The 19693-nt window shown below is 69.7% G+C and carries 18 protein-coding genes; 5 read left to right on the top strand and 13 right to left on the bottom strand.

The features are described from left to right. Positions 1-15 precede the first annotated feature (15 nt). From ABZW60_RS20180 to ABZW60_RS20155, 6 genes are read right to left on the bottom strand one after another with little or no spacing between them, the layout of a single operon-like run. Positions 16-5754 carry an FAD-dependent oxidoreductase gene (locus ABZW60_RS20180; protein WP_355478873.1) on the bottom strand — a complete coding sequence of 1913 codons (5739 nt, stop codon included), beginning with the start codon at positions 5752-5754 and terminating at the stop codon, positions 16-18. 6 nt (positions 5755-5760) lie between these two features. Next, entirely contained in the window at positions 5761-6543 is a 783-nt protein-coding gene (locus ABZW60_RS20175; protein WP_355478872.1) for a PASTA domain-containing protein, read from the bottom strand. 13 nt (positions 6544-6556) lie between these two features. Next, positions 6557-7138, bottom strand: a complete 582-nt coding sequence (locus ABZW60_RS20170; RefSeq protein WP_355478870.1) for a hypothetical protein — start codon at positions 7136-7138, stop codon at positions 6557-6559. After that, a complete protein-coding gene (locus tag ABZW60_RS20165) occupies positions 7135-7653 on the bottom strand; it encodes a hypothetical protein (RefSeq protein WP_355478868.1) in 519 nt (172 codons plus the stop codon). Before ABZW60_RS20165 ends, ABZW60_RS20170 begins: the two co-directional genes overlap by 4 nt. Then, complete coding sequence (locus tag ABZW60_RS20160) at positions 7650-8534, bottom strand: hypothetical protein (protein WP_355478866.1); 885 nt, start codon at positions 8532-8534, stop codon at positions 7650-7652. The genes ABZW60_RS20165 and ABZW60_RS20160 overlap by 4 nt, the downstream gene beginning before the upstream one ends. 24 nt (positions 8535-8558) lie before the next feature. Continuing rightward, the gene (locus ABZW60_RS20155; protein WP_355478864.1) at positions 8559-8906 is read right to left on the bottom strand and encodes a hypothetical protein; all 348 of its coding nucleotides are present in this window, start codon (positions 8904-8906) and stop codon (positions 8559-8561) included. Between the two features lie 174 nt (positions 8907-9080). On the opposite strand from ABZW60_RS20155, the gene ABZW60_RS20150 reads away from it, so the two are divergent. Both ABZW60_RS20150 and ABZW60_RS20145 read left to right on the top strand, forming a co-directional pair. Then, positions 9081-9476, top strand: coding sequence for a hypothetical protein (locus ABZW60_RS20150; RefSeq protein ID WP_355478862.1), 396 nt, complete (start codon positions 9081-9083; stop codon positions 9474-9476). Between the two features lie 176 nt (positions 9477-9652). Further along, positions 9653-9844 (top strand): hypothetical protein, encoded by a 192-nt coding sequence (locus tag ABZW60_RS20145; protein ID WP_355478860.1) that lies wholly within the window; start codon positions 9653-9655, stop codon positions 9842-9844. Here the strand turns inward: ABZW60_RS20145 and ABZW60_RS20140 are convergent. Genes ABZW60_RS20140 through ABZW60_RS20130 form a run of 3 tightly spaced genes read right to left on the bottom strand, consistent with a single transcriptional unit; the run spans position 9839 to position 12501 of the window. Then, complete coding sequence (locus ABZW60_RS20140; RefSeq protein ID WP_355478858.1) at positions 9839-10717, bottom strand: NAD(P)-dependent oxidoreductase; 879 nt, start codon at positions 10715-10717, stop codon at positions 9839-9841. The genes ABZW60_RS20145 and ABZW60_RS20140 overlap by 6 nt on opposite strands. 42 nt (positions 10718-10759) lie before the next feature. Next, complete coding sequence (locus tag ABZW60_RS20135) at positions 10760-11428, bottom strand: ABC transporter ATP-binding protein (protein ID WP_355478856.1); 669 nt, start codon at positions 11426-11428, stop codon at positions 10760-10762. Then, positions 11425-12501: an ABC transporter permease gene (locus ABZW60_RS20130; protein ID WP_355478854.1), complete on the bottom strand. Its 1077-nt coding sequence runs from the start codon at positions 12499-12501 to the stop codon at positions 11425-11427. Before ABZW60_RS20130 ends, ABZW60_RS20135 begins: the two co-directional genes overlap by 4 nt. A gap of 133 nt (positions 12502-12634) precedes the next feature. Here ABZW60_RS20130 and ABZW60_RS20125 point away from each other — a divergent pair, with 133 nt between their 5' ends. From ABZW60_RS20125 to ABZW60_RS20115, 3 genes are read left to right on the top strand one after another with little or no spacing between them, the layout of a single operon-like run. Further along, the gene (locus ABZW60_RS20125; RefSeq protein WP_355478852.1) at positions 12635-13843 is read left to right on the top strand and encodes a sensor histidine kinase; all 1209 of its coding nucleotides are present in this window, start codon (positions 12635-12637) and stop codon (positions 13841-13843) included. After that, positions 13840-14475, top strand: a complete 636-nt coding sequence (locus tag ABZW60_RS20120) for a response regulator transcription factor (RefSeq protein ID WP_355478850.1) — start codon at positions 13840-13842, stop codon at positions 14473-14475. The genes ABZW60_RS20125 and ABZW60_RS20120 overlap by 4 nt, the downstream gene beginning before the upstream one ends. A 50-nt stretch (positions 14476-14525) precedes the next feature. Further along, the gene (locus ABZW60_RS20115; RefSeq protein ID WP_355478848.1) at positions 14526-15182 is read left to right on the top strand and encodes a DUF2278 family protein; all 657 of its coding nucleotides are present in this window, start codon (positions 14526-14528) and stop codon (positions 15180-15182) included. Between the two features lie 6 nt (positions 15183-15188). Here the strand turns inward: ABZW60_RS20115 and groL are convergent, their stop codons facing one another. The 4 genes from groL to ABZW60_RS20095 are packed head-to-tail and all read right to left on the bottom strand — an operon-like array spanning position 15189 to position 19681. Continuing rightward, positions 15189-16883, bottom strand: a complete 1695-nt coding sequence (gene groL / locus ABZW60_RS20110; protein WP_355478846.1) for a chaperonin GroEL — start codon at positions 16881-16883, stop codon at positions 15189-15191. 19 nt (positions 16884-16902) lie between these two features. Continuing rightward, positions 16903-17928, bottom strand: a complete 1026-nt coding sequence (locus ABZW60_RS20105) for an NAD(P)-dependent alcohol dehydrogenase (protein WP_355478844.1) — start codon at positions 17926-17928, stop codon at positions 16903-16905. A gap of 2 nt (positions 17929-17930) precedes the next feature. Then, the gene (locus ABZW60_RS20100) at positions 17931-18638 is read right to left on the bottom strand and encodes an iron-sulfur cluster assembly protein (RefSeq protein ID WP_355478842.1); all 708 of its coding nucleotides are present in this window, start codon (positions 18636-18638) and stop codon (positions 17931-17933) included. Next, entirely contained in the window at positions 18638-19681 is a 1044-nt protein-coding gene (locus ABZW60_RS20095) for an amidohydrolase family protein (RefSeq protein ID WP_355478840.1), read from the bottom strand. The genes ABZW60_RS20100 and ABZW60_RS20095 overlap by 1 nt, the downstream gene beginning before the upstream one ends. Positions 19682-19693 lie beyond the last annotated feature (12 nt).

Here is a 19693-nt window from a genome sequence, read left to right as displayed (position 1 = left end):
TCGTCCGCCTTTCGCTCAGAAGGGTCGCCAGATGCCGCGACCCTCGTCGCGGGTGTCGAGTTTGACCGAGCCGTCCCGGTTGACCTGGCTGCGGCCCTTCTCGGCCTCCCACCAGGCCTTGTGCCACCAGTTCCCGCCGGAGCGGCACGAATCGACCGATCCGATGACGATACCGCCGGTCGCGGCCTGCAAGGACTTGATGAAGATGTCCGACGGGCCCGCCGACGAGCAGGCGGCGATCGCGACGAACGACGCTCCGCCGCCGAACGCGTTCTTGATGATCGTGCCGAACTTCGTGGCCTGGGTCGTGCCGGACACCATGTCGTTCGCCTCGCCTGATTCGATGTGCCCGTCGCCGTCCGTGTCGTTGCCCAGGCGGAACCCGCCGCTGCCGGACCAGCCGCCGTGCGCCTCGATGTGGATCCCGGTGAGGTAGCCGCAGGTACCGACGTACGACCGGATCGCCTCGATCAGATCGCTGACCGTGTGGACCAGGATCCACGCGTTCGCGTCGGTGTAGCCGCCGTAGTCGCGCAGGTCGATCTCGGTCTCGGCGTCATGGACGAGGAGCAAGGTCCCGAGATTCTTCAGACCGCCTGAACAGCTGCCGGGGGACCGGGGCGCGATCGGCGTCAGAGCCTCCCACGCACTCGGCGCCTGAGTGCCGAGCCGGGCGGGCAGTTTGGTCGCCTCGGCGTCGGAGCCCGCAGGTGCCGACCAGGTCTCTTCGTCGGCAGCCTCGCCGGGCGGCGCCGTACTCATCGGCTTCGGTCCGCGAATGGTGAATCCGCCGGTCCAGGTGGTCTCGATGGTCCAGAGGCCGCGGCTGTCCATGCCGATCGCGTTGTTCGCGTTGTGGTCGCCGTTCACGGTCAGCCAGTCCCGGACGTAGTCGGTCGACCCGCTCCGCAGTTTCGCCGCGAACGCCGCGGCGATCGCGTCGCCGTTCGGGGCGTCACACGGAGCCTTGCCCTGATAGCCGAGGAGCGCGACGAGCGGTCCGCCCTGCGTGTTGAGCAGACGTGCCCAGGCGACGCCCGGTCCGGTGGCGGGTGATTTCGAGGTGTCGATCTTCAGGACCGAGCATCCGGCGATGACGAGTACGTCGAGATCCATGCCGGCCGGCCATGCGCGGGCCAGGTCGGCCGGACCGAGCCAGTTGACGAAGGTACCGGCTGACCCGCAGGCCGCACCGGTGGTTTCGATCGCCAGCATGCCGCTGGACGAGAGGCCGTGCCCGGAGTAGTAGAAGATGTCGGCGGGGCTGCGGATCAGGCGCCGTACCGCGGCAGGCGTGCGCCAATTCGGTCGGGGGCGCACCGTGAGCTCCGCGACCTCGACCCCGCCGGCGCGGAACAGCGCCATCGCGTCCGGCACCTCACCGGCCTCCGCGCCGGTCGACGCCCCGGTCGAGGACGGCTGCGTACCGCTGCCTCGGCTCGTCGCGGCCAGCGCGGACCGGAAGGCGGCGTCACTCGTACCGCCGGCCCTCACCACGGTCGCGACCTCGTTGTGGGTCGCATCGAGCGTCAGGAACCCGCCGAGGGAGCCGACCGTTCGAGTGCCGCGGTACCGCAGCCTGGTCGGGTTCGCCGGATCCGGACCTTCCCGCGCGATCGTCCAGGACACCGGCGATGCCGCGGTTCCCCGGCCCGCTTCGCGATTCGGTGGCCGGCTCATCAGCTCGACGGTGACCTCGGCCGGCATCGTCGCGAGCGGCAGGCCCGAAGCGGTCGCCAGAACCTCGACCGCCGGAGTGTCGACACCGAGTACCTCGTCCCAGCGCAGGGAGGTGCCGGCCCCGCCCGGACCGGCGAACCACAACGACTCCACGATGACCTGCGCGGTTCCGGTCGAACCCACGACGATGGCGTCGAGCTGAGCCCAGGTGTGGCTGCCGACCTCGCCGTCGACCTCAGCAGGCGTCGTGGGGAAGACGAGCCGCTGGAAGGACTCGACTGCTGTCCGGGTGTGTCCGCCGTACTCGCAATCCTCCTCGAGCGGCGCGTCGGCGAGGCCCGACTGGCCGGCGGCGATCCGGTAGGCATGGAAGGCGTTGAGCTTGCGCTGGATCTCCCGGACGGCCGTGTGACGTGATCCGTCGCGCAGGACCCGCGGCCTGCTCGCGGGTGGTACGGGTACGTCGGGACACGGGCCCTTGACCGTCTCGGTCGGCAAGTCGCTCGCACTCGGGCGAAGCACCAGAACGTGCGACGGGGTGACGCCCTGCTGGTCGGCGACCCGGCGGGCGTACCGATCGGACCAGGGGTGTGCCGGCGCTTCGACGACATGTGCGTAGAGCCCGGGCACGCGGGTGTCCGAGCGGTAGCCGGCTGAGACGAGTTGCCCTCGATGGCGCAGTGCACCGGACGCGACGATCGCGATCCGGCCGAACGGGCTGCCGCGCCCCCGGCTCACGACGAGGTCTCCGGGGCGCAGTACACCGAGCCGTCCCCGCGGGCTCGTGACGATGTCGTAGAACTCCCGTAACTCGTTCGGCCCGACACCGGTGACGAACAGGTCGAAGAGTGTCGCCGCCGGAACCTGGATGTCAGGTAGCGCGACGTCGAGCTCCTGATCCGTGGACTCGCTGCGCGCCGCATCGCGGCACGAAGCCCAGACCGCGTTCACGATCCGGTACGCCGCGAGCACGCCGGACGTCAACGCACCTTCCATGTAGCCGTAGAACCCAGGTGAGGCCTGCTCGCCCGCGAAGAACAAACGGTTGCCGAACGGCTTCGTGAGATTCGGAGCGATCGTGGTGACCTCGCCGGGAGCCGGGATCGAGTATCCGGTCCGCACCCAGGGCTCGGAGGGCCAGTCGGCGAAGCTGATCCGCGGGCGCTGCGCGGCGTATCCGCGATAGAGGTCTTCGAGGCGCTCCTGGTAGCGCCGGGCGTCGAGGACGAATCCACCGCCGGAGTAGACGGACAGGCAGGCAGCCGGTCCGCTGGTCTGGCGATCGGTGCCTTCCCACACGCTGCCGATCCGGTCCCACAACGCGCTCGGGGCAAGCTTCGCGTCCTCCCAGAACGGGCGGGACACGCCGCTGAGGAACTTCACACACGGTCCATGGCTGATCGTGTAGTCGGCGGGGCGGAACGGCGTACCCGCCTGGATCCGCGGCCAGACCTTCGGTGCGGTCGTGAGGACGACGTAGTCGAAGTCCTCACCGGTCGCCGGCGTACCGAACGTGACGCGGACCGATCGTGATCCGATCTCGACGGCGCTCACGGCGGTGTTCAGCCGCACGTCCCGCAACGTCTTGGCCAGGTGGGTAGCGAGCTGCTCGTTGCCGCCTTTGCAGCGGTGGGTCTCCGTGCGGGTCCAGTAGGCGAGCGGATCGCCGGGCAGCATGTGCGCGCGGACGGCGGCCAGGTAGCCGAGGTAGCTCTGCCGCGCGACCGGGGCACACTGGTCGTTCTCGGCGACGAACTCGAAGTACCTTCTGGCGTTGCTCGATGACCGGCCGAACAGTTCGTCGAGGCGCTCGGCCAGCGACTTGGCGTCCAGCGCGGCCGCGTCGGGCGAGGTCCAGGGGCGGAGTGCGTCGATCTTCGCCGCGTCGGCCGCGATGCGGGTGCGGATCGGCAGGAGCTCTCGCTCGATGTCGGCCAACTCGGCGTCGGTGAGGTCCTTGCCGCCGAGTCGCACCCTGACCTTGAGACCGCGGCGTTCGTAGTCCGCTTCCTTGCTGACCTTCTCGAGCGTGAGACCGAAGCGTCGGGCGAGCTGGATCCAGGTCGTGTGATTCTCCCCGATCAGCTCCGCGCCGGCCTCGACGACCTTGCCCTTGACCAGGCCCGGATCGGTACGCACCCGGCCGCCGAGCCGGCCGCTCGCTTCGAAGACAGTGACCTTCGTTCCGCCGGTCTCGAGGGTCCAGGCCGCCATCAGACCGGCGAACCCGGCACCGATGACGGCCACCCGGGTCGTGGGCAGGCAGCCGGACCGGACGGCCTCGGTGACGGATTCGGCCTCGGACAGATCGACCGGCGGCAGCGGATCAAGGGTTTCGGCAGGCAGCTCGGGCACGGCTTCCTCCTCGGGGAGAGACGACCGCACCGCGTCGAGTGCGCGTCGGGGGTTCAGGTATCCACTGCCGAGCCGGAGCAGGTCCGCGCCCGGTTCCGGCACGTCGCAGCCGGCCAGCAAGGCCCGGCGGGTCTCGTCGATCGCCAGGGGCCGGTCGGCCACCTCGAACATCAAGGCGACGGTTCCGGTGACGGCCGGCGCGGCCATGCTGGTGCCGCTCATGCGCACATAGCGCGGACCGTCGTCGCCGGCTGTCCCGGACCGTGCTCCGAGCACCTGGACGCCAGGCGCCACCAGCTCGGGCTTCTGCCGCCCGTCGCGGGTCGGCCCCGAGCTGCTGAACGCTCCGAGCGGACGGTCGTCGCGGTGCGCGTCGTACGCGCCGACGGTGATCGTGCGATAGCCGTTGCAGATCGAGCCGGTCGTCGTCCGTCGATTGGCCTCGCCCGGGCTCAACCGGGCCTGACAGGTCGGGCAGGCGGTGTCGCGTTCGATCCACGCATGGACCCTCCCGTCGACGATGTCCTGACCGGTCAGGGTGATCTCCCATCCACCGGCAGGTACGCCCGGATCGATGAACACGCTGATCTGGTGATCGAAGTTGTTCGGATCGCAGGCACGGTGATAGATCCGCGCTGCTTCGCGACCGTCGACCACGACGACGCGGCTCGAGCCGAGCGGAACCACCGTCGGTGCACCGCCGGCCGGCGTGATCGTTGCGCCCAGGCGATCGCGTCCGGGGTACCAGATGTCGACCTGGTTGACCGTTCGGTCGGCCGGGTCGGCCTCGATGCGGAAGGTGCGGACCGATCCGGGGCGCAGTCGCCATGCCGCGTGGGTCCGCCGGCGGAAGTAGTTGCCGCCGCTGGCGATGACGGCCAGATCGTGCCTCGAGGAGACGAGTTGGTCGATGCCGAGCTCGACGAGCGAGTGCCCCGTGTGCTCACCCGCATGACGGCCGAGACTGAGGTTGATGGCGCACGGGCGGTCACCGGCGGTTCGGACGATGAAATCCAGGGCTTCGAGCAGTTCGACGGAGTCGCCCAGCGGGACCTCGGCGGTTCCGCGCCGACGGCCGAGATTGACGAAGATGATGTCCGCTTCCGGTGCCATGCCGGCTGGGCCACCCCCGCGGCCGTTACCGGCCGCGATGCTGGTCGTGTGCGTGCCGTGTGCTCCGGGGCCCGCATCGAAGTCGGCCGCGTCGTAGCCGAGCGTCGCGACCGGGTCGGCCGTGTCGAGTGCTGCGTTGATCGTGGCCGCGTCGAGGATTCGGCCGTAGCCGTACGGCGAGGCGGCATCCTGCGGGCCCGGGCGCTGGTCCCACAGGGCGACGACCCTCGTCGATCCGTCGGGGTTGCGGAAGTCCGGATGGGTGACGTCCAGGCCCCAGTCGACCAACCCGACCGCGATGTGCCGCCCGGTCGCTCCGAGGTCGGTGAACGGGGCGTCGTTCGGGTCGGCCGGCTCCTCGTTCTCCTGCGGCCAGGGTTCCAGGTCGGGGGTGTAGAGCCGGGGCGCCTTGACACTGACGACCGTCTGCTCCGCGCGGAGTCGATGGATGTCGTCGCGTCGCACCCGTGCCGTCGCGATGTCCCCGAACCGGCTGACGATCGTGCCCAGCGCGGGCGTGTCACCCGGCCGGCGGAGCCGGAGGATGACCGCGACCTCGTCCTCCGGTTCGCCTGAACGCACGAGCTCCTGCAGCGCGGGATCCATCGAGGATCACCCGGGGTCTCCACTCCGGCGCGAGCCTGCGGACCGTTTCGCGGCACCTCCGCCGCTACCGCCGTTCCCGCGCGCGACCTGGCCCTCGTCGAGCTTGTCGAGGATCTTCTGCATCCGGTCCTCGGCCGCGGTGTCCGTCTCGGCCGCCGCCACCGCGGTGGCGATCGAGTCGATCTTGGTCACCAGACCGTCCACGGTGCCGGACACCGTCTCCACCTTTCCGTCCAGCCCGTCGACCTTGGTCGCGACGGCACCCACGGAGGTCGCGATGTCGTCGACCTTGGTGCGCACCCCGTCGACCTTGGTGTCGAGGCCGTCGAGCTTGCCGGTGGCGGTGTCGACCTTGGCGGTGAGGTCGTCGAGCTTGCCGGTGGCGGTGTCGACCTTGGTGGTGAGGTCGTCGAGCTTGGTGACCGTGCTGCCGACCTTCTCGTCGAGCGTCGTGACCTGTGTGCCGACGGCTTGCACCGCCGGTGCGATCGGGTCGACCGCCGCCTTGAGCTCCTCGAGGAGCTCGCCGAGATTCACGGGCACGACGGGTGCCTTGGCGATCAGCAGGGTGACGACCGTGTTCTTCGGCCGGACCGAGTTGGCCTCCGGATTCTGCGCGAAGACCTTGCCTTCCTCGAAGTCGGCCTCGATGTTCTCGGCCCTCGACTTGAGCCCGAACCCGCTCAGGATGGTTTCGGCCTCTCCCTGCGTCCTGCCGACGACGTTGGGCACCCCCACCTGGGTGCCGGTAGCACTACCGCTGCCGAGTGCCGGGCTGACCAATGCCATGACGCGCACCCCCTCACCGGCGGCCGAGCAACAGGACGAGCAGCAACAGCATCATGGTCGAGTCGCCGCCACCGAAGCCGCCCTTGCTGTCACCACCGGAGTAGCCCGGCAGGAGGAACAGCAACGGCAGCAAAGTGGTCAGCTGGTTCTGCGACTGGGTGAGAACGCGGACCGACCGGCCGCTGTCGTCGGTTCCCTCGATCGATTCCTGGCTGAGCAACGGGAGCAGTACTGCCAGCATCTTGGTCTGCTGCAGATCGGACCGGATCGAATCCGAGGTCTTGCGACGGTCCGCGACCTCCCGGCGTAGCAGGCTGCCTTGACGGTCCTGCGTCGTGGACAGCGTGTTGGTGCGGGTCTCGAGTGCCTGGACCGCACTGCTCAAGGTCTCGATCTTGCTGTCCAGGTTGCGCGCCGCGCTCTGGACCTGGGTCTGACTCGCCGGCGTGGTCGTCTGCCGGGGGACGAAGCTGCTCCGGCGGGTCGGCGTCCGGACGGCCGTACGGCGCGGCGCCGCTTCGTCGAACGCCTCGTCGAAGGCCTCGTAGTCCAGGCTGTCGAGCAGTGATTCCAGGTCTTCCGAGTATCCGTTCATGAAGCACTCCTTTCATCGGTGCTCCCGCGGTCCACCGCCGCGATCTGTCGCCCGTGCAGACGGGCCTGCAACTGCAGTGCGGGCATCACCAGCCGCTCGAACGCGACCGGCTCGGGTGGCATGAACCCGGGCGCCCCGCGGCCCCGGCACCACCGGCATCCGGGATCGTCGCCGAGGCACTCGGGACAGGCGCCGAGTGCGCCGGCGAGCTCCGTCAGGCGTTCCCGCAGTGCGTCGAGCTCGAGAACGAGTTCGTCGAAGTGGGTCCGCAGCGCCGTCGTCCGGCGACGGTGCTCGGCCGCGTCCTCGAGTTGCTGACGCTCCTGTTCGGCTTGCAGCTCGTCCTGCTCGATTCCGTGCTCCCGCTCCGCCTCGCGGTCGGTCAGGGCCTGCACGATCGGTGCGAGCTGCGGGTCGTTCTGTGCGAGGTTCTTGACGGTCTGTTCCAGGCTCTGACCGCTGGCCAGCTGTTGTTTGAGAACCTCGACCACATCGGCGTCCGGCATCGTGCTCACCCCAACGCGTCCTCGTACTCGTCGTACTCGTCAAAAGCCTCGTCATAGGCTTCGTCGTAGGCCTCGGGATAGTCCTCCGGGAAGACGACCGTCTCGATACCGTCGTCCCGCTCTTCCTGCTCCCGAGGCTGCGCCGACAGCAGCTGGAGCAGTCGCCCGGATCGCTGGTCCGGATCGCTCGGATCAGCGACCAAGCGGCCGTCCGGGCCGACCAGGTAGGCCGGCACCGCTGTCGCTTCGTCCCAGCCCGAGGCCTCGGCTTCCGACTCCCGGGCGAGCGCCGACAACAGCCCTGCGTAGGCGTTGGCCGGTACCGGCGTGCCGCCGGGCCCGGCCGGTACGGTGCTGTTGCTGCCGCGAATGAGCGCGGCAAGTGCCTGACCGAGCTCGGGCGTCGCCAGCAGGCGCATCAGCTGGTCAGTGGCCGGCGGCCTTGCTGTCGCGCCGGGCGCCGCACCGGTGGGCGGGCCTGGTGGCAGCGGCGCCGGGGCACCGGCGGGGCCGCCGAGACCGCCGCCGGCGATGTTGACGACGCCGCTGAGCACCGAGCCGACGTCGCGACCGGTTCCGGTCGTGTGTTTCTGCAGGGCGGCGCCGGTGCCGCCGGCGAGAGCTCCGACCAGCGCGCCGTACGGTCCGTACTTCATGCCCTTCATCCCGCCCTCGAGACCGCCCTGCAACGCGGTCGCGGCCACGGGTGCGGCCTGTCGCGCGAAGGTGCTGAACGCCTTCCCGAGGTCGGAGAAGAACTCCTCGTACTCGATCGGTGTGACGTCGTCCCCGAACGCGGTCGCGAACACCGAGTCCAGCTCGGCATCGGTCAGCCCGGAGAATCGGTCGTCCAGTGCGTCCCGAAGATATGGGTAGTCGGTCTCCGGCATCTCTTGCTCCCTCCCGGCGACGAATCAGCCGACTGCGGACTTGAGCACCTCTCTCAGACGCTCGCCGTACAGGTCCTCGATCAGCTCCCCACGAGACCCGCTCGTCTGGACCAGGCCTTCGCTGTGGTCCACATCGAGCGCCAGAACCATCAGCCGGGGGTACTCGTCGAGGAGCCGTTCGGCCAACGGCGGCACAACCCGGCCGGACATCGACACCACGACGAGGTCCGGTTCCAGCTCGGCGACGGCCAGCATCAGCTCCAGCTCGGTGCCGAACGCCGGCTCGAGCTCCAGCTCGCTCTCACCGACGACTGCTTCCCGGACGGCGCGCAACACCGGTGACGGCCGATCGGCAACGAGAACCCGAGTCACGGCCACCTCCGTACCCGCTCGTCCACCCCTCTCCGGGCCACGCTACGGTCCCGTCCGCGCCGGCGAATGATCCGAAAGAACCGTCGTGGATCCAACTGCGGGACCAGTTCTCACCGACGCCCGGACCTATTGGCGGCGGCGCTTCGACACGCGGTGTAATCGCGCGGCTCCGGGATGATCCAGGTCCGGTTCGTCGCGCGCGAGGACGGGACCGTGCGGTACGCCGCCGAGACGGTCGGCGTGCTGCGGGCCATGAAGGAGACCGCGATCGCCGACGCCCGCGAGACGTTGCGTCGGGCAACGGTCGAGGAGGGGCTGACCGTCGGGGACGCGGTGCGCAAGTACGACGTGCTGCTGGGGGAGATGTCCCGGCAGTACGCGCTGTTGCCCGCCGGGGAGCAGCCGCGGTGCCTGGCGAACATGACGGTGGACGGCGCCCGGTTGCTGCCGGCGGTGGTCGGCACGTTCGTGGAGACGTTCGTCGCGGCGTTCCCGTCGGACGAGGTTCGCGCGCAGAGCTTCGAGGCGATCCGGGGCCGCGGCTACACCGTCGTACCTCGCAGTGCCTGATCGACAGCGCGTCGTCAAACATCGCGTCGTGGACGGACGCGCTTCGTAGCAGGCCGGTGACACGCAGAGCAGATGCGGTGGCAGGTACCTGCAGAATCCTTGGTGTGTTGGCGATCCCGCTTCCCGAACGGTCGCGCTGTTGGCAGGATGCGAAGCGTTCGGCTCCTGGGAGAGTAATGACCGAGAACAAGTCCGGAGGCGCCCTCGGCGCCGCCTTCCTGGCATTCCTGCTGCTCCTGGTCGGCGTGGCCGTCGCGATCGCGATCTGGGGCTCGCTGTCCGACTCCGACGGCCCGCCGCCGTCCGGCACGACCGACAGCAGCGCAGCCCTCGTCGCGAGCTGCCCAGGGGACTGCGCGATGCTATGAGGCCGGGATGCGGCCCGGTGCCCACAGGTCGTTGACGTCTTCTCCGGCGGCTTCGCGGCGCTGCAGGTCCTCGAGGAACTCGATGAAGTCGTGCTGTGGGCGCCACCCCAGGAGGTCTGCGGCCGCGCTGAGATCGTGCTGCTCGACGCGGTCCGGCAGTGCGAGCTGGTGGCGCTCGATCAAAGCCGTCGCGCCGGGCAGTCTCGACTCCGCCCACGCGGCGCCGTGCGTCGTGAAGTCGTCCTGGACTTCCTTCGGCAGTGCGTGATCGCTGTGCACGATCGTGCTGAAGAGGTCGATGCGGCCCGCCAGCGCGGCCTCGGTCGCGGCGGCGGTCGCGGTCGCGATGTCGCGGACGTCGACGCCGTTGCGCAGCAGCCGTTCGCCCCAGCGCAGGTACTGCTCGGGAACGAAGCCGTGGTAGCGCAGGAGCGCGACGGACGCGCCGGTGACCTCGCGGTACATCTTCCAGAGGTCTTCGCCGAGGACCTTCGTGACGCTGTAGACACTTCCCCAGCCGTACGCCATCGAGGACGCGAAGACGACGCTGCGGATGCCCGCCGCGCGGCACGCCTGGACGACGTTGAACGTACCGTCGACGTTGACCGCGAAGATCGTCGCGTCGCTGACTCCCGGCTGGTGAGCGTTGTGCCAGGCGGCGAGGTGAACCACCGCGTCGCAGCCTGCCACCGCGTCCAGCACGTCGGTCGGCGTCCGGGTGTCGCAGCGCACGAACTCACCGATCGCGGAGTCCGCGGGATCGGCGGACGGGGCGATGTCGGCGCGCCGTACGTGATGACCCGCCGCGGCCAGCACCCGCGACACCTCCCGCCCGGCGATACCTGACGCACCGGTGACCAGGACTGTGCCCATCGGGATCCTCCACATCGAGTCGGGAACGCGACCGACGCGACGTTACCCGGCGAGGCGGCCGTCGGCGACCTCGGCGATCTGATCGGCGGCGCTCAGGTGGGCGCGGTCGTGGGTGACGAGCACGGTGGCGGTCGAGTGGTCGTGGGTGAGCCGGGTGATGAGGTCGATGACGGCCGCGCCGCGCTCGTGGTCGAGTGCGCTGGTCGGTTCGTCGACGAGCAGGAGTTTCGGGTCGTTCATCAGCGCCCGGGCGATGTTGATGCGCTGACGCTGGCCGCCGGACAGCTGGTGCGGTCGCCGGCCGGCCTGGCCGGCGAGGCCGACGGCGTCGAGGAGCTCGGATGCCTTGCGGGCGGCGGTACGCGGACTGCGGCCGTCGATCTGTGCCATCACCTGGAGTTGCTCGGCGGCGGTGAGGGACGGCAGCAGGTTCGGTTGCTGGAACACGATGCCGATGGTGTGGCGGCGGAGCTCGGCGAGTTCGCCGCGGGTGAGTCCGGCCGTCGTGCTGCCGTCCACGGTGACTGTGCCGCTGTCGGGGGTGATCAGGGTCGCGGCAACGGCGAGGAGGCTGGACTTGCCGGAGCCGGAGGGGCCGATGACGGCGGTGAGGCTGCCCGGAGGTACGTGGAGGGTGACGCGGTCCAGCGCGGTCAGGCGGGAGTCGCCGTCGGGGTAGGTGAGGGTGATGTCGGACAGTTCCAGGCTCATCGGGCGCTCCCCAGAGCGGTCAGCGGATCCACCGACGTGATCCTGCGGACGGACAACGCGGCTCCGGCGACACCGAGGACGACCATCACCGCCGCCGGGAGGGCGACGACCGCCGGAGTGAGGACGAACGGCACGGCCGAACCGGCGACGACAGCTCCGAGGACCGCCGCGAGACCGGTGCCGATCAGCGTGCCGCCGGCTAGGAGGACGACGGCCTGGCCGAGTGCGTCCTTCAGCAGGCCCGCGGTCGAGGCCCCCAGGGCCTTGAGTACGGCGATGTCGCCGCTGCGCTGGATCGTCCACACGGTGAAGAACGCGCCGATCACCAGCGCCGAGATCGCGAACAAGAAGCCGCGCATCAACTGCAGTGAGCCGTTCTCGGAACGGTAGGACCCGATCGCCGACAGCGAGTCGCCCTTGCTGACCGTCCGGGTTCCCGCCGCCTGGTCCGCGGCTCCGAGGTCGGCCGCGGACGTCGTGTCCAAGGCGATGACCGTGGCTGTCGGCCCGTCCGTACGAGCGGCCTGCTGCCAGGTGTTCAGGCTGATCCAGACCACCGGCGCGTGGCTGAAGGAGGCATCACCACGTACGGCGCTGACGACGAGAGGCCGCCCCGCGAGCGTCACGGTGTCGCCCGCGGTGACCCCGAGGTCGTCCGCGGCGGCGGCCGACAGCACCGCGGTACGGTCGTCGAGGGCCGCGCCGGCCGGAGCGAGAGCGGACGCGGGGTGAACGCCGAACGCCGACACCCCGATGCTCCGGGCGCCGGCGACGGCCCTGGTCAGCGTGATGCCGAGCGGCTCCGCGCTGCGGACTCCGGGCGTCCGCGCCCACTGCTGCCACTGGGCCTCGGTGACCGTGGAGTTCGAGTACGACGGTCCCTGTCCGTCACCCGCGGCGCCGAACACGATGTGGCTCGCCGGAAGGTCGGTGATCGCGGACACGTTCTGCCGGCCGAGCCCGGCGGTCAGGCCGGACAGCAATCCGACGAGCAACGTGATCAGCACGATGACGGTCCCCATCAGGGCGAAACGCCCCTTGGCGAACCTCAGGTCTCTCCAGGCAACGAACATATTCCCAGGGTTGCAACCGGGCCGGTGCCGGACATCTGGCGGAGGACGGCATTCGCGGCGCCGGAAGACGGCCACCGGCTTCCATCTTTCGATAGAGGTCCGGCGAGCGCTTTGCCTCTAACCTGGGAGCACAGTGAACGCCGTTGTCCTGACCCCGACCACTCGAATGCTCGCGTGGTGCCTGCATCTGCTGGTCATCGCCCTGCTGGCCCTGACCGTGATCCGGGCCGTGGCCGACGGCAACCCGCGAGTGGCAGCGGTCGTGGTCGCAGCCGCGATCTGCGCCGCGGTCTATGTGGCCGGCCCGGCCCTGCCCGCCGTACGACGTTCGTCGCGCAACGCCCTTGTGTGGCTGGCCGTTCTCGGGGCGGCGTGGGTGGTCGTACTGGCGCTCTCCGCCGATGGGGTCTGGCTCGCCTTTCCGCTGTACTTCCTGCTGCTGCACCTGGCGCCCCGGCGTACCGGTCTGGTCGCCGTGGTGCTGACAGCGATCGTGGCGATCGTCGGCTTCGCCGCGCATCAGGGCTCCTTCAGTGTCGCGATCGCGATCGGACCTGCCCTCGGAGCCGCCGTCGCCGTGGCTGTGGTCTGGGGCTATCAGGCCCTGTACCGGGAGAGCGAACAACGCCGGCGCCTGATCGGCGAGCTGACCGCCACGCGCAGCGATCTCGCGACCGCACAACACGCCGCCGGCGTCGCGGCCGAACGGGAACGCCTGGCCCGCGAGATCCACGACACGCTCGCCCAGGGGCTGTCGAGCATCCAGCTGTTGCTGCGCGCCGCCGAACGATCCCTTCCAGCCGATCCGCAGAACGCCTCGGAGTACGTCGACCAGGCCCGCCGCGCCGCCGCCGACAACCTCGCTGAGGTACGGCGGTTCGTCGCCGCACTCGCACCGCCCTCGCTGGAAGGCGCGAGCCTGGCCGGCGCGTTGGAGCGCCTGTGTGCCACGACGGCCACCCGGCACCACCTCGCTGCACGGTTCCGCGTGGAGGGTGACGCCGTACCGTTGCCGACGGCACTGGAGGTGGCGCTGTTGCGCGTCGCCCAGTCCGCGCTCGCGAACGTCGTCCGGCACGCCGGCGCGAGCGTGGCCGACGTGACCCTGAGCTTCTCCGGCGGCCAAGTCGTCCTGGGCATCGCTGACGACGGACGCGGGTTCGACCCGGACGAACTGACGGACCGGGCGCCGGACGGTGGCGGCTTCGGGCTTCCCGCCATGCGGTCCCGCCTGCAGGAGCTCGGCGGTTCCTTGACGATCAGCTCCGTCCCCGGCAACGGTACGAGGGTGCTGGCCGCACTGCCGGCACTGCCCGCTGCGACGACCCGGGCTCGCTCGTGACCGACGTACCCATCCGTGTCCTGCTGGCGGACGACCACCCGATCGTCCGGGCCGGGCTGCGCGCGGTCCTGTCGACCGAGCCGGACATCGAGGTGGTGGCCGAGGCAGCCAGGGCGGAGGAGGCCGTCGTCCGGGCCGCCCGCGGCGACATCGACGTGGTCCTCATGGACATCCAGTTCGGCAAGGACCTGAACGGCACCGAGGCCACGGCCGCCATCGTGGGCCGGGCCGGAGCGCCCCGCGTCCTGATCGTCACGACGTACGACAGCGACGCCGACATCCTGCCCGCCATCGAGGCCGGCGCGACCGGCTACCTGCTCAAAGACGCCCCACCGGAAGACCTGGCCGCTGCCGTGCGCACCGCCGCCGAAGGCCGTACGGCGCTGGCGCCCAGCGTCGCGGATCGCCTGATGACCCGGCTCCGGACACCGGGCACTGCCCTGACCCGGCGCGAGACCGAGGTCCTCGGGTTGGTCGCGCAAGGGCTGTCCAACCAGGCCATCGGCGGGCAGTTGCACCTCACCGAGGGCACCGTGAAGTCCCACCTCGCCCGCATCTACACCAAACTCGGCGTCGACTCCCGCACCGCCGCCGTCGCCACAGCCACCTCTCTCGGCCTGATCCGGCGCTAGTGCGCGACACCCACAACAAGTCCATGCTGAAGGGTGGAGGGGGAGGAGCTATGCCTTTAACGAGCTATGGGGTTCTCGTCGGCCGGCTGGTGCGGTTCGCGCGCGAGGATCCGGATGACTTCGGGTCCTGGTATCACGGGAAGATGTACATCGCCGCGCCGGCCGGTGAGTACGAGTGTGCGGTGGACGTGTCGACGCCCAGCGGGGTGCCGGTGGAGTATCGCGAAGTACGAAACCTCAATCCGCAGCTGTTCGCGTCGACGGCCGCCCTGAGTGACGGGTGGCATCTGCTGGCCAGTACGCCTACGTCCGGTGCGCTCGACTACATCCGGTCGCCGCTGCTGCGGGGATCCGGTGGGTGCGTGACTGTCGTCTACGACCCGCTCGTCGCCTGGCTGAACGGGATCTTGAAGTCGCCCAGGTTCGGCTGGGTCGAGAGCACGGCCGACAACGCGTTGAACCTGCTCGAGCAGCGCCTGCTCGGATGCGAGCGTGTCTACGTGTACGGCGCCCCGTACTCGACCGGCCTCGGCGTCCACGACATCCACTACAACCAGGGCGACCCGCCAGGACCTTTCCAGCACCTCGACGGGATCTGGCAGGACGGCGGCACCATCATCCAGCGTCCCGGCGGGGAACTGACCGCCGTCCTGACCAAGTTCAAACCACAGTCCCTCAACACCGACAGCAACGGCTTGCCTCTGTAAAGCCTCCTAGGCGACCGAGGGGCCGAGGCCCAGGGATTGTGGGGTACTGGAGTCGGGGGACGGCTGGTGCAGTCCCTCGTCCAGGGCGCCGTACTCGGTCATCAAGGCAGGGCTGCCTCCCCAAGGGGTCTGCTCCTCGGCGATCAGGGTGTTGGTGGTGAGGAGCAGGCCGGCGACCGAGGCGCCGTTCTGCAGGGCGGATCGAGCGACGCGGAGCGGGTCGATGATGCCCATCGTCAGCATGTTGCCGTAGCGGCCGTCGAGGGCGTCGAACCCGTCGTCGACGTCCATCGCCGACGTCCGCTCCAGGACCTCGGCGCCCGAGTAGCCGGCGTTCGCCGCGATCAGGTACGCCGGTTCGCGCAACGCGCGCCGGACGATGTCGACCCCGGTCCGGTAATCACCCTGCACGTCGAGACCGTCGAGCGCGGTGGAGGCATGCAGGAGGGCCATGCCGCCACCCGCCACGATCCCTTCCGCCATCGCGGCGCGGGTAGCGGAGAGCGCGTCCTCGACACGGTGCTGGAGTTCCTTCAGCTCGGCGGGCGTCGGTGCGCCGACCCGGATCACCGCCACCCTCCCGGACAGCGCGCCGATCCGCTCGGTGAGAACGTCCTCGTCGACGCCGAACGTCGCCCGCTCCAGCTCGGCCCGCAACTGGGCGATCCGGAACGCGACCGCGTCCTCGTGACCCGAGCGAGCCACGATCGCCGTACGGTCGGCGGTGACCCGCACCTGGTCCGCCCGGCCGAGCTGGTCGAGCGTCATGGTCTCGAGGCTGAAGCCCGAGTGCCGGCTGTAGACCGCGCCCCCGGTGATCGCCCCGATGTCCTCCAGCTTGTGCAGCCGCCGGTCGCCGAACCCCGGCGCCTTCACGGCCACGCACTGGAACAGCCCGTTCACGTGGTTGTGGACGAGCATGCTGAGCGCCGTACCTTCGAGGCTCTCGGCGATGATCACCAGCGGCCGCGGCTCGCGCATGATCCGGTCCAGCAGCGGCATCACTTCCTGGACCTTGGTGATCTTCTCGCTGCACAACAGGATGTACGGGTTGTCGAGGACGGCCTGCAGGCTGCCCGGATCGGTCACCATGTACGGCGACAGGTAGCCGTTGTCGAACTCGAAACCCTCGACGAAGTCGACGGTCATCCCGTGCACCGAGGACTCCTCGACCGTGACGATGCCGCCGTCGCCGACCGTGTGCAGGGCCTTCGCGATGACCGCGCCGACCACGTCGTCGTCGTTCGCCGAGATCGCCGCGACCCGCGCGTAGTCCTGCTCGGTGACCACCGGGTGCGCGACCTCGCGCAGCCGCTCGACCAGCTTCCCGACGGCCAGGTCGATCCCCCGTTTCACCAGCACGGGGTTCCCGCCGGAGCCGATCGCGGCCATCCCCTCGCGGATGATGGCCTGCGCGATCACGGTCGCGGTCGTGGTGCCGTCGCCGACGATGTCGTTGGTCTTGATCGCGGCTTCCTTGACCAGCTGGGCGCCCATGTTCTCGAACTGGTTCTTGAGGTGGATCTCCCGGGCGATCGTGACGCCGTCGTTGGTGACCACCGGCGACCCGGTGATCTTCTCCAGGATCACGTTGCGGCCCTTCGGGCCCAGCGTCGACTTCACCGCGTCCGCCAACTGGTCGACCCCGGCCAGCAACAGATCACGGGCGTTCTCTCCGAATCTGAGTTCCTTGGCCATCAAATCCCTCCGGAAATGGTCGTTACGGAACGAGGATCGCGCGGCCGCGGACGCGGCCGGCGTCGAGATCGGCGACCGCGTCGGCGGCCGCGTCGAGCGGGTAGGTCCGGGTGTGCAGGGTGACCTTCCCGGCCTGGGCGAGCGCCATCAGCTCGGCCAGTTCGTTGAACGTGCCGACGATGTTGCCGACGATGTTGCGTTCGGTGGAGATGATGTCGAGGGTCGGGATCTGCACCTGGCCGCCGTACCCGATGACGAAGTACGACCCGGCCCGGCCGGTCATCGCGAAGCCGTCGTGCTCCGCGCCCTGCTCGGCGACGAAGTCCAGGACGACCTGCGCACCGGCGCCGTTGGTGAGGTCCAGCACCGCGTCGACCTGCTTGCCATCGGCAACCACGGTCTGGTCGGCGCCGAGCTGCTCGGCCAGCTTGAGCGCGTCCGGGTTGCGGTCGACGACGATGATCCGGGCCGCGGTCAGCGCCGCCAGGCACTGGACGCCGATGTGCCCGAGGCCGCCCGCGCCGATCACGACACAGGTCGTCCCCGGCGGCAGCAACGGGATCGCCTTGCGCACCGCGTGGTACGCCGTGATGCCGGCGTCGGCCAGCGCCGCCACGTCCTGCGGCCGGGTGCTCGGGTCGAGCTTGACGCACGCGCGGGCAGACGTGAGGAGGTACTCCGCCATCCCGCCGTCGCTGTCCAGGCCGGGGAACGTGCTGTTCTCGCAGTGCATGTCGTCGCCGGCGCGACAGGCCGCGCAGAGCCCGCAGGTCGGCGTCGGGTGCAGGATGACGGTGTCGCCGACCTGCACGTTGGTGACGGCCGAGCCGATCTCGTGCACCCAGCCGGCGTTCTCGTGGCCGATCGTGTACGGCAGCGTCGGGTGCATCGCCGCGTCCCACTGGCCCTCGATGATGTGCAGGTCGGTACGGCACACCCCGGCGCCGCCGATCTTGACCACGACGTCCAGCGGGCCCTTGACGACCGGTTCCGGTACGTCGTCGACCACTGGTTGCTGGTGGTACCCGTGCAGTCGAACGGCCTTCATCGCTACCCCTCCTCGCCCGCACCGGTCTCGGCGTACCGGTGCTTCAGCATTCCCCTGCAGATCCCGGTGTTGGCCTCGATCCCGGTCCGGGTCAGCCGGGCCAGCCCGAGATGCCGTGCCGCGGCGTCCTCGGTGATCGCCGCGCCCGTGCCGGCGTCCACGAGCAGCGGCGCGTCCGGACCCACCGGCAGCCCGAGCTCGGCCCGGCGCCGCAGCAGCCGGTCGAGCTCGGGCGACGGCGGTACGTCGGCGATCGCCAGCCGGGCGACGCCGGCCGGATCGATGCCTGACGCAACCAGCGGGCGGCAGACCTGGTCGGTCCCGGCCAGCACCGCCTTGGCGACGAACGTGCGGCGGAGCTCGTCGAGCTCCGCCGCTGCCTCACCGTCGAAGGACGCCACGAATCCGGCCCGGGCGGCCACGCCCGCATTGATCTGCGCGGCCGCGAAGTGGTCCTCCAGTGCGACGTCGACCGAGCGTACGGCGGGCACCGCGGAGACCACGTCGTAGGCGTCGGCGACCATCAGGAAGGCGAAGTTCGGCGCACAGAAGTACGTCGGCAGCCGGAGCCGCACGACCACGTCACCGGCGGCCGACACGACGCAGGTGGACACGAAACCCAGCGTCGTGATCGGCTCGTCCAGCTCCGGGTCCCGGACGGCGGCCAGCGCGTCCAGGACCCGGTCCCGCTCAGTGACGATCGTCGTCATCAGGCTTCGACCAGCTTCGCGTCGTCCTGGGCGGCCGGCGTCGCCTCCTTCAGTTGCAGTTCGTCCGGCACCTTGAGGTCGTACAGCCTGGCGGCGTTCAGCCCGAGGATCTTCTTCTTCCCCTCGACCCCGAGCCGCGGGTAGTCCGCGAACTCCGGCTCGTCGGGGAACTCCCAGTCCACGAAGCCCTCGACCTGCCACTTCGGCTCCCAGATCCCGTAGTCGCTGCCGAACGTCATCTTGTCCTCGCCGACCCAGAACAGCAGCTCGCCCATCACCTTGGCGAAGAACCGCGGCCGGGCGTGCATCAGGCCGCCGATGACGACCGACAGACCGGCGTACACGTTCGGCTCCTGGGTGGCCATGAAGCAGAAGTCCTCGATCCGCGGCAGCCCGACGTGCTCCACGATGAAGTTCAGCTCCGGGAAGTCGGTCGCGGCGTGGTCGACGTCGGAGACGTCGAACGCGTCCTTGTCCAGCGGCCAGATCGTCGGGCCCTTGTGGACGTGGATGTTCTTGATCCCGAGCTCCTGCGCCTTCTCCAGGTAGCGGTACGCCGCGGTGTCGGTCAGCTTGTAGCCCCGGGACCCGGCGTTCCACTCGGCCGTGTAGAGCTTGACGCCCTTGGAGCCGTACCGGTCGACGTTGTGCGCGAGCTCCTCCAGGCCGGCGTCACCGTCACGGGGGTCGAACCGGGTGTTGAGCACGAACATCCCGGGGTGCTTCTCGCCCAGGTTCGCGTTCTGCTCGGTGGTGTTGAACCCCTCCTTGTACCACTCCTTCAGGTACGTCGGCTGGAACACCGCCACGTCGACGTAGCCGTCCTCGAAGACGTCCTTCATCAGGTCGTCCTCGGTGTAGCGCATGAACTTCTCGAGCGGCCAGTGCGTCTCCTTCGGCGCCAGGCTCATGTACGCGTGGAAACACTCGATCCAGCCCTTCGCGTACTGCTCCGCGCCCGGCACCCAGTTGTCCGGCGCCGCATTCCAGAAGTGCATGTGGCTGTCGACCACGAAGTACTTCTCACCGTTCTTCTCGTACACGAGAACCCCCTT

This window comes from Kribbella sp. NPDC003557, assembly GCF_040610805.1.
Classification (GTDB): domain Bacteria; phylum Actinomycetota; class Actinomycetes; order Propionibacteriales; family Kribbellaceae; genus Kribbella.
Note: the sequence above shows the minus strand (reverse complement) of the source record. Positions and strands in the feature narration are given on the sequence as shown.